Raw genomic sequence first — 9,674 nt, forward strand, 5'->3', positions numbered from 1 at the left:
GTGCGGAGGAAGAGGAAGGAGCTGGGGTCAATGGATCAAATGGCTAATGAAGTCGCATCTGCGAACGAACAGCCGGCGGACACAGCTCAAGTGCGGCCGAAGCGCCGTTCCAAACCGGCGCCCGATCCTGAAAAGGCGGAGCGTATTGTCCGCCGTTTAAATGATCTGCTTAGCGCGAGCGATTATTTTGGCCGTTATGCTTCACTGACTCCCGAGGAGAAGATTGCGAAGCTGTTCCTGGCTTCAGCGGAGGATAAGGCTAAATCGGACATCAACTGCACGGCGTCCGATGAAGTCCGCCGCCAGGTGCCGGTACTGTTTCAGGCCATCGCCGGTGTGATGGAGGAGAAGAGCGGCTTGATGATTCAGAGCTCTGCGGAAATTAATGTGGAAGGGTTCGGCCGTGGACTGATCTACAGCGGCCGCATCATTCTTGTGATGAAGAGCCTGCGCGCAGGCTTTCCATTTCCGTTCACTTCTCTGGAGAAGACGGTTGCCTATGCGGTTGCTTGCTTGGATGAGGGCCTTGCCTTCTTAGATAAGTATAAAGAACAGACTGCTGTGCACGGATTACTCAGTCTGGAGGGATAAACTTCATTGTCAAGAAACACCTCCGATCCTATACTATTTGAAACTATTAAATCATGAGCGATAACGGAGGTATAATGCGATGGAGCAAGGGTCGATCGGTTTTCTGGAACAGGAGCGGTATGCACGGCAGTTGAAGCTGCTGGGAGAGAACGGACAGAAAGCGCTGAAAGAAGCGACGGTAATGATCGCCGGTATCGGCGGCCTGGGTGGTACAGCAGCGATTTATTTGGCGGCTGCAGGAGTCGGCAAATTGATTCTCGCGCATGAAGGGAAAATTCTCTTACCGGACCTGAACCGCCAGATTCTAATGGATAGCGAACACTTGGGAATGGAACGGATGAGCACGGCCGTGGAGCATTTGCGGCGGCTCAATCCCGAGATGGAAATCGAGGGTTACAATTCCAAGATTGAGTATGACAAGGCAAAGCCTTGGATTGAGAGCGCCGATATCGTTATCGACGCCCGTTATGATTTCCCGGAGCGGTACGTATTGAACCGACTCTGCGTAGAGGCCGGCAAGCCGATGGTGGAATCGGCGATGTACGGCTTTGAAATATCTTTGACAACAATGGTTCCAGGAGAGACGCCGTGTTTGGAATGTTTATATCCCGACAATCAGCCTCAGTGGGAACCTTTTGGATTTCCAGTTCTGGGCGCAACTTCCGGTATTGCGGGTTGCCTGGCTGCGCTGGAAGCCGTAAAATGGATTACAAGGGTGGGACCGGCCTATACCGGCATTATGTATCGCTTTAACTCACTTGACTTTAGCACCTACAGTGTCCGACTTGCCCGTAATCCGAATTGCGCTTGCTGCGGAGAAGGAGGTAACCGTGAAAAGTCTCAAGCTATGTGACACGACGCTAAGGGATGGCGAACAGGCGGCTGGAGTATCATTCACGAGGGCGGAAAAGCTGGAAATCGCAAGATTGCTGTCGGAGTGCGGTGTAGAACAAGCGGAGATCGGTATTCCGGCTATGGGGATTCGGGAACAAGAGGACATTGCGGCGATTGCCGCCCTCGGTCTTCCCATGAAGCTGATGACTTGGAACCGAGCACTCAAAAGCGATATCGACAAGGCTTTGGCGACGGGAGTAAATTGGTGTCATATTTCAATTCCTGCCTCCGAAGTTCAGCTTCGGGGTAAGCTCGGGCTTTCGCCTGCTGAAGGTTTAGCCAAGCTGCTTCGTGCGGTGGAATATGCGCGTGGGCTGGGTATGACCGTGTCGGTCGGTATGGAAGATTCGTCTCGTGCGGACATGAGTTTTTTGGTGGAATTGGTCAATTCATTGTATAAGGAAGGCGGTATACGCTGGTTCCGTTATGCGGATACGGTTTCCGCACATCATCCCGGTCAAATGGCTGAGCGGATAAGTACGCTGCTTGGAGCTGTGCCGTCTGATGTGGAGCTGGAGGTGCACTGCCATAACGATTTCGGATTGGCTGTCGCGAATACGCTGAGCGGCATCGCCGCCGGAGCGACGTGGGCGAGCACGACCGTCGCGGGAATCGGTGAGCGAACAGGTAATGCGGCGATGGAGGAAGTTGCGCTGGCCTGGCGTTATTTGTACAGCGGCCAAAGTAACATCCGGGCCGAGTTGCTCAAGCTCATTGCCGATATGGTGATCGCGGCTTCCGGCCGCAGTGTCGGAGATTCCAAGCCCATTGTAGGAAAGATGGCGTTCACGCATGAATCGGGTATTCATGTCGACGGACTGGTGAAGGATAGGGAAACCTATCAGACCTTTAACCCGGCTGAAGTCGGCAGAGAGCATAGTTTCGTGCTCGGCAAGCACTCTGGAACGGGCGGCGTCGCTCATGTTCTTGGCAAGCGGGGGCTGGAAGTGGACCCCGATACGGCAGCCAGGCTGCTGGTGCGTGTCCGGGAATATGCTGAAACCAGCAAAGGCAACGTGCCTGAAGCCCTGCTGGTGGAATGGCTGCTGGAAGAACAACAGCAGGCGCAGAACGCGGTGTGAGAAGACGGAGAAAGCTGATAATCTGCTTCTACAAAGGCAGGGCTGAAGCAACAATGGATAAAATATTCTCTCTAGAAATAAGGGACTGATTCACGGGATAAGCATTTCCTTGCGAATCGGTCCCTTTTGTATACGAAAAGCGCCAGTCTGCCGCGCGACCGGTTCTGGAATGTCGGACAGGTTATACTATGTTTCATGGAGCGCGAGTGACTTGAAGCTTTGAGTTTAGCGGCAAAAGGGGGTAAAATAATCGGTACATTTGCAGATTCATAAACTGGATTAATGAAACGGACCTGCGGGAGGAAACGGGACATGAGCGAATGGTATGAGAAAAGCTTTGGGGAGGACTATCTGATCGTATATAGGCATCGGGATTTCGGAGGAGCCCGGCGAGAGGTCGAGCGGATGACCGGCTGGCTCGGCCTGCCATCGAAAGCCAAAGTGCTGGACCTTTGCTGCGGCATGGGACGGCATTCACTGGCGCTCGCGGAAGCGGGCTACGAGGTCACCGGAATCGACCTGTCGGAAGCGCTGCTGCGCGAGGCACGCACCCAGGAAGGCGCGGAGCGGGTCAATTGGGTCCGGGCCGACATGCGGGAATTGCCGCTTGAGGGCGGATTTGACGCAGTAGTCAATCTGTTCACATCCTTTGGTTACTTTGAGGAGGACGAGGAACAGCTGAAGGTACTGCGGGAAATTCGGCGGATGCTGAAGCCGGGAGGAAAGTTCATCATCGATTTCCTGAATCCTTCCTATGCGATGACCCATTTGGTGCCGCATTCCACACGGGAAGACGGAGACAATCTGATTGACGAGAAGCGGAGGATTGAGGACGGTTATGTAAAGAAAGACATCGTACTGACGTCCAAATCCGATGGAACGCCGCGGCAGTATCATGAGCGGGTGAAGCTGTATTCACTGGAGAAATTCCGCGCTTTAATCGCGAATGCCGGTCTTTCGATCGAATCGGTGCACGGCAGCTACGATGAAGAGAAATATGAGGCGGAGACTTCGCCGCGCATGATTTTCGTAGGGACTCGTCCATAGATGAACAGAAACTGGATATAGGGGAGGAGCAGATAGGCGGCATTGGAGGAGAGCGGGTTAGATCCGCTTTTATTCAATAAAAGCATGACTGTTCCCTTGAAAAACAGCCGGCGGAAGAAAGATTCCGCCGGCTGTTTTGTTTAAAAATTTCAGAACGTAAAATTCCGGAACCCAGCTTCCGGATTTAGCTGCAACTATCATAATAAGAAAGCCAGGCGCTATCTGTGAGATATGATTTAAGCTTCGTTATTCCGCTGCATCTCCTCCGCGTCCAAGCCATTGGACGTTTCCTCGCTATCCTCCGGCTCATGAGGAAGACCCAATTCTTTCTCGCGCTCGGCCTGCTTGCGGTGGGCAATCCGGCTGCTGGCCGCGGCAGCAATGGCCCCGACGATGTCATCCAGGAAGGTGTGCACTTTCCCGTCGCTTTTGTCGTTCAGCCTTTCCAGAATGCCCGGAGGCTTCAGCTTGTCGATATAGCCGTAATTGGTAAATCCGATACTGCCATATACATTGACAATGGAAAAGGCCAATATCTCATCAACCCCGTAAAGACTTTCGTCATTTTCAATCATTTCCTGAAGCGGAGACATCAGCTTGCCTTCTTCTGCCAGCAGATCGAGCTGGATACCGGTTAGTACGGCATTCTGTATTTCCCGCTTGCTGAGCACCCTCTCAATATTGTGAATGCATTCCTCCTTGGTTAAGGAAGGGTAATATTTCTGCTGAAGCAGTAGGACAAGCTCCGCAATCTCTTCAATCTTCACTCCGCGTGCGTGAAGCCAGGCCCTCGTTGCCTGTGCGACGGCTTTGCTGTTCAGACTGTAAGGGATTTTTACATCGGCCATGTTCAGTCACCCCGCTAAAAATGTAGTTGGTCGGATCTATGACCGGCTGGCATGGACCCCCATGCTGCGCCGTAGTCAAATTGTACGTTCACAGGAAGTATTTGTCCAGAAAAGGGGACTTATACGGAATTCACCAGCTTAGCCGAGAGAGGAGCGGAAGCTGCTGTGCCCAGGCAGGCACTCGCTATTTTAGGATAAGCCGTTGTTATTTTTTGGACCGGCAGCTCGTATACATAGCAGTACAAACCGTATCGATAACCTTGAAAGGGGCAAATCCAAATGAAAAATAAGCAAAAACTTGCCTTGGCTTCGGCAGCCTGCCTGCTGGCAATTCCACTGGCGCTGTCCGGCTGCGGCTTGTTCGGCTCGGACCAATCGGCTGCCATTGACCCGCCGCCCGGCAATGTGGAGGAGCAAATGCTGCAGACGAGCGGGAATACGCTGGATACCGGGGTATTCGCACCTGTAGCGGAGGATGGCGCGGACAACGGAGGTAGCAGCAGCGACTCAGGCGAGGGTGCTGCCGCTTCAGGTACCGCGGCGAATAACGCCGCAGCCGGAAGCGGGAGTTCGGCGCTTAAAGGCGAAAACGATTCGACTGCTGCCCGCACGACCGTTTTTTTACAGAATGATAACGGTCTGCTTGCTCCCGTAGCGCTCACTCTTCCCGCATCGGGCAAAGATGGGGCGTTGAAGCAGTCTCTTGAAGCGCTTGTTGACGGTGGAGCCTATGCCGCTGATTTGCCGGGCGGTTTCCATGGCGTCCTGCCGCAGGGCACAGAAGTTAAAAATGTAACGGTCGACCATAATTTGGCCGTCGCCGAGTTTGGCGGCAAATTCGGCACTTATGCTCCGGCTGACGAACGAAAGCTGCTTGAGGCCGTTACCTGGACGCTGACCGGCCAGGAGGGTATTACGGGAGTACAGCTGTGGGTTGACGGCAAGAAGCTGAATGAGATGCCGCTTAAGGGAACACCGCTCGATCGTCCGCTGACCCGCAGCATAGGGATCAACCTGCCATCGCAAGGTCCGGTATCGATGAATTTCAGCGCGATTACCGTTTATTTCTCGGCAGCTTCCCCGGGCGGTGTTCAGTATTATGTTCCGGTAACCCGCTACGTAACGCCGGGACAGGACCCGCTGAAAGCAGCGATGAACGAGTTGATTGAAGGACCCAATTCCGAGAATGGGCTGGAAACGGTAATGACTTCAGAGACGTCGCTGGATTCCGTCGAGAAAGGACAGAACGGGGTAGTCACCGTATCTCTGAACGATGATATGTTCGATGACGGCAGCCAGGTTCCCGCCGAACTGCTGGAGTCCGTAGTACTCACGATTGCCCAGAACTCGGACGATGCCATGGTCCAAGTCCGGATGAACGGCAAGCAGACGGTTACCGGAACCGACAATGTCGATTATGGCAAGCCTGTATCAGCGCCGCAATATGTGAATGAACTCCCTCTCTAAAGGATAACTTAGATAATACTTAATATTTTTCCGAAGAACTTATGCTTCGCGAACGCTGCGTACGATGGAAAGCCCTGATCTGCCCGGACGCTGCCTAGCCGCCAGGCCGAAAAAGATGCTTTTGCGCCTGCTCTTTGGTAGAATAAAGGATGCTTAAACGAAGCTCACGCTATACAAATGTAGGAGGCAGACAAAATGAGATCTAATGGGCGAAACGACGATGGGCTCCGGCCGCTGAAGATTACGACCCAAATCAATAAATATGCCGAAGGCTCTGTACTCATTGAAATGGGGGACACCAAGGTCATTTGTACGGCCACTGTAGAGGAGAAAGTCCCTCCGTTTCTGAAAGGACAGGGGAAAGGCTGGGTGACGGCGGAGTATTCCATGCTGCCGCGCGCGACGCAATCGCGGAACCAGCGTGAGGCTGCACGGGGAAAGCTGACCGGACGAACGATGGAAATCCAAAGGCTCATTGGCCGGGCTCTTCGTTCCGTAGTCAATTTGCAGGCGCTCGGGGAGCGGAATATTACCCTGGATTGCGATGTTATTCAAGCGGACGGCGGTACGAGAACCGCATCAATTACGGGTTCTTTTATCGCACTGGCGTTTGCTATTAACAAAATTGTAACCCAGCACCGTCTCACCGTGTTCCCTATCACCGATTATCTGGCGGCCATCAGCGTCGGTATTGTGGGCGATCGCCCGCTGCTGGATCTGAATTATGAAGAGGATTCCAAAGCCAATGTTGACATGAACGTGGTGATGACCGGCGGCGGCGAATTCGTCGAACTGCAGGGAACCGGGGAAGAGCGGCCCTTCTCGCGAAAAGAACTGGATAATCTGCTGGGTCTGGCCGAACAAGGGATTCTTGAACTAATTGCCGCCCAAAAAGAAGCCCTTGGACCGATCGCGCTCAAAATTCCATCCGGCAAGACCAGTCAAAAGGTATAGTATGAACTCAAGAACCGGTATTCTTATTGTTGCAACCAAAAATGCCGGCAAGGTTCGTGAATTTCAGCATGCTTTTGTGCCGCTTGGCTTGACGGTAAAAAGCATGTTAGATTATCCCGAGCTGCCGGACGTGGTGGAGGATGGAACAACCTTTGCAGAGAATGCGCTGAAAAAATCGAAGCAGATCGCTGAAGCGCTTAGGCTGCCTGTGCTTGCCGATGATTCAGGGCTCTGCGTGGATGCGCTTGGCGGCCGTCCCGGTGTTTATTCCGCTCGCTATGCGGGCGAAGGCGCGTCGGATGAGGACAACAATCTGAAGCTGCTCAGCGAACTGGAGAGATTAAAGCAGGGCGAGGATACAGGACAACCGCTCCTCAGCACGGCAAGGTTCGTCTGTGCGCTGTCGCTGTACGACCCGTCCACGGCTGCGGAGGTTACGGCCGAAGGCGCAGTGGACGGCTGGATTACCTCTGAACCTGCGGGCGGTGGAGGCTTCGGTTACGACCCTTTGTTCTATCTTCCGGAATTTGAGAAGACGATGGCTGAGCTTACGCTGGAACAGAAGCAGTCGATCAGTCATAGGGGAATGGCGCTGCGGCTCCTGACGGAGAAGTTGGCCGCGCAGGATACCCTCGGCACAGGTAAATAAATCTTAATATGGCCCCAAACCTGAATGGACATGAATCCATCCATTCAGGTTTGGGGTTATTTTTTATCTCACGCTAAGCTATCAGCATATCGGTCAAGCCGATTGAACGATGAAGAATCAGGCTGTCATCATAACGCCGCCCCGGTAGAAATACAATGGATATAGCGGTTGTTAATAGCTATGTAAAAAGATGCAACGCAGAAGAATTCTTTTCGTTATTGTTAATATAAAGCGAAAAAGAAGGTGACGTTTGATGGTCTGGATCATCTGGTTTATCGCCGCCGGCATATTGCTGGTTGCCGAAATGCTGACGCTCACTTTTTATCTGTTGTGGTTGTGCATTGGCGCTGTTGCCGCAGGCCTTGTATCGCTTGCCGCACCGGACGCAGTGCTGATTCAAGTACTTACCGGTTCTTTGGTTGCGCTCGGGTTGACCCTGTTCTCGAAACCGGTGGTGTCAAGGTTTCGTGCTTCGCAGGGCTTCAAGGACATCGGCACCGATATTGTCGGCAGGGAGGGAATTGTCATCCAGCCGATCGAGCCGGGCAGATACGGGCAGGTAAAGGTCGGGGGCGATATATGGAGTGCCGCGTCGGTGCAGCAATTGAGTGTGGATGAGAAGGTCAGAGTAATCAGTAGAGGAAACGCTATTATTGAAGTAGAACGCTGGGAGGGATAAGAGAATGGAATTGGCGGTTATTGGAGTTATCTTGGTTGTGGTGATCGCATTTATCGCACTTACGGTTAAAATCGTTCCGCAGCAGCGGGTAGGTATCGTCGAACGGCTCGGTAAATTTCACCGACTGTTGACGCCGGGTCTGAATATTCTGATTCCGATTATCGACCACGTGCGGACCTATCATGATCTGCGGATTCAGCAGACCAATGTGCCTCCGCAGACGGTGATCACGAAGGATAATGTACAGGTGCAGATCGATACGATTATTTTCTATCAGGTGGTGGGCCCGGAAGAAGCGACCTATGGCATATCCGATTATGTATATGGGGTACGGAACATCAGCACAGCCACGATGCGGCAGATTATCGGCAAGCTGGAGCTAGACGAGACGCTGTCCGGCCGGGAGAAAATCTCGACCGAAATCCGTCTCGCACTCGATGAAGCGACGGAGAAATGGGGCGTGCGGATTGAGCGGGTCGAAGTGATCGATATCAAGCCGCCGGTGGACATTCAGGAAGCGATGGATAAGCAGATGAAGGCGGAGCGGAATAAGCGGGCGATTGTGCTGGAGGCGGAAGCTGCCAGACAGGATATGATTTTGCGCGCAGAGGGCGATAAGCAGAGTAAAATCCTGAAAGCGGAGGGAGACAGGGAAGCAAGGATTTATCAGGCAGAAGGTCTGCGTCAAGCGCAGGAACTGGAGGCGCTCGGTCAGGCCAAAGCGATTCAGTCGGTAGCTGAAGCGGAGAAGCTGCGGATTGAGCTGCTCAAAAGCGCGGGGCTGGATGAGCAGGTGCTTGCGTATCAGTCCTTTGAAGCTTTGGGAGAGATCTCCAAAGGACCGGCCAACAAGGTATTCCTGCCGACTGACGTTGTCAGAACGCTCGGAAGCTTGGGGGCGATAGCCGACGTATTCAAGGCTGGTAAGGATAAATAAGCTGCGGAATTTCATTTTACAATTACGCCGTTTTCGGCTAAAGTAGGGGACACGGGCACCAACATCCGATCCGTGCTGTGCCCCTCTTTGTTGTCCCATTCTACACTTCGGGATTCCGGGAGAGCGGAACCAGCGGGAACATATCGTAAGGAGAGAAGATCGTGGCACAAAAAGAACTTTCACCTTTTGTTGAACTGCTCGGCCTTGAGCGTCATGTCGAGGGCGGCTGGTTTAAGGAAATCTGGAAATCATCCGTTCAAATTCCCCGGGATCTCCTGGGCGAAGACTACTCCGGTCCCCGTCCTGCGGCATCAACCATCTATTTTCTGCTGCATCCGGGCGAAATTTCCGAGTGGCATACCGTCCTGTCGGATGAGCATTGGTTCTGGCATGCCGGAGGCCCCCTTGTGTTAAGCCTTGGAGGAAATGGAGAATCTCCCGGTGATGTGCAGGAAATCGTGCTGGGTCTTGATATCGCCGCGGGCCAGCAGCCACAGGCGCTCGTACCCGCCGGCGTATGGCAGGC

General features: G+C 53.2%; 11 protein-coding genes. 10 read left to right on the forward strand and 1 reads right to left on the reverse strand.

Translation table 11 applies throughout. From position 1 onward, the window contains the following. The 4 genes from L691_RS0126205 to L691_RS0126220 form a co-directional block, all read left to right on the forward strand. Positions 1-591: DUF269 domain-containing protein (locus L691_RS0126205; RefSeq protein ID WP_025693161.1), on the forward strand; the 591-nt coding region annotated here is incomplete at its 5' end. Between the two features lie 79 nt (positions 592-670). Continuing rightward, the gene (locus tag L691_RS0126210; RefSeq protein WP_025693162.1) at positions 671-1,444 is read left to right on the forward strand and encodes a HesA/MoeB/ThiF family protein; all 774 of its coding nucleotides are present in this window, start codon (positions 671-673) and stop codon (positions 1,442-1,444) included. Continuing rightward, on the forward strand, positions 1,422-2,567 hold the full coding sequence (locus L691_RS0126215; protein WP_025693163.1) for a homocitrate synthase/isopropylmalate synthase family protein: 1,146 nt from the start codon (positions 1,422-1,424) through the stop codon (positions 2,565-2,567). The genes L691_RS0126210 and L691_RS0126215 overlap by 23 nt, the downstream gene beginning before the upstream one ends. 312 nt (positions 2,568-2,879) lie before the next feature. Continuing rightward, complete coding sequence (locus L691_RS0126220) at positions 2,880-3,614, forward strand: class I SAM-dependent methyltransferase (protein WP_025693164.1); 735 nt, start codon at positions 2,880-2,882, stop codon at positions 3,612-3,614. 236 nt (positions 3,615-3,850) lie between these two features. On the opposite strand, the gene L691_RS0126230 is transcribed toward L691_RS0126220, so the two are convergent. Then, entirely contained in the window at positions 3,851-4,462 is a 612-nt protein-coding gene (locus tag L691_RS0126230) for a phosphatidylglycerophosphatase A family protein (protein ID WP_025693165.1), read from the reverse strand. Positions 4,463-4,741: 279 nt separating this feature from the next. On the opposite strand from L691_RS0126230, the gene L691_RS0126235 reads away from it, so the two are divergent. The 6 genes from L691_RS0126235 to L691_RS0126260 form a co-directional block, all read left to right on the forward strand. Continuing rightward, complete coding sequence (locus L691_RS0126235; protein WP_025693166.1) at positions 4,742-5,929, forward strand: GerMN domain-containing protein; 1,188 nt, start codon at positions 4,742-4,744, stop codon at positions 5,927-5,929. Between the two features lie 195 nt (positions 5,930-6,124). Next, positions 6,125-6,883, forward strand: a complete 759-nt coding sequence (gene rph, locus L691_RS0126240) for a ribonuclease PH (protein ID WP_025693167.1) — start codon at positions 6,125-6,127, stop codon at positions 6,881-6,883. A 1-nt stretch (position 6,884) separates the two neighbouring features. After that, the gene (locus L691_RS0126245) at positions 6,885-7,532 is read left to right on the forward strand and encodes an XTP/dITP diphosphatase (RefSeq protein WP_025693168.1); all 648 of its coding nucleotides are present in this window, start codon (positions 6,885-6,887) and stop codon (positions 7,530-7,532) included. Positions 7,533-7,785: 253 nt separating this feature from the next. Further along, positions 7,786-8,211, forward strand: coding sequence for an NfeD family protein (locus tag L691_RS0126250; protein WP_036738439.1), 426 nt, complete (start codon positions 7,786-7,788; stop codon positions 8,209-8,211). Between the two features lie 4 nt (positions 8,212-8,215). After that, positions 8,216-9,148: an SPFH domain-containing protein gene (locus L691_RS0126255; RefSeq protein ID WP_025693170.1), complete on the forward strand. Its 933-nt coding sequence runs from the start codon at positions 8,216-8,218 to the stop codon at positions 9,146-9,148. A gap of 161 nt (positions 9,149-9,309) precedes the next feature. After that, the coding region (locus L691_RS0126260; RefSeq protein ID WP_025693171.1) for a cupin domain-containing protein at positions 9,310-9,674 on the forward strand (365 nt) is incomplete at its 3' end.

This window comes from Paenibacillus zanthoxyli JH29 (assembly GCF_000520715.1).
GTDB lineage: Bacteria > Bacillota > Bacilli > Paenibacillales > Paenibacillaceae > Paenibacillus_AQ > Paenibacillus_AQ zanthoxyli.

Bases quoted from the DNA above. Each gene is read 5' to 3' on its own strand.
- L691_RS0126230 (WP_025693165.1), bottom strand. From the start codon at position 4,462: ATGGCCGATGTAAAAATCCCTTACAGTCTGAACAGCAAAGCCGTCGCA.
- L691_RS0126235 (WP_025693166.1), top strand. From the start codon at position 4,742: ATGAAAAATAAGCAAAAACTTGCCTTGGCTTCGGCAGCCTGCCTGCTG.
- L691_RS0126210 (WP_025693162.1), top strand. From the start codon at position 671: ATGGAGCAAGGGTCGATCGGTTTTCTGGAACAGGAGCGGTATGCACGG.
- L691_RS0126250 (WP_036738439.1), top strand. From the start codon at position 7,786: ATGGTCTGGATCATCTGGTTTATCGCCGCCGGCATATTGCTGGTTGCC.
- L691_RS0126245 (WP_025693168.1), top strand. From the start codon at position 6,885: ATGAACTCAAGAACCGGTATTCTTATTGTTGCAACCAAAAATGCCGGC.
- rph (WP_025693167.1), top strand. From the start codon at position 6,125: ATGAGATCTAATGGGCGAAACGACGATGGGCTCCGGCCGCTGAAGATT.
- L691_RS0126255 (WP_025693170.1), top strand. From the start codon at position 8,216: ATGGAATTGGCGGTTATTGGAGTTATCTTGGTTGTGGTGATCGCATTT.
- L691_RS0126220 (WP_025693164.1), top strand. From the start codon at position 2,880: ATGAGCGAATGGTATGAGAAAAGCTTTGGGGAGGACTATCTGATCGTA.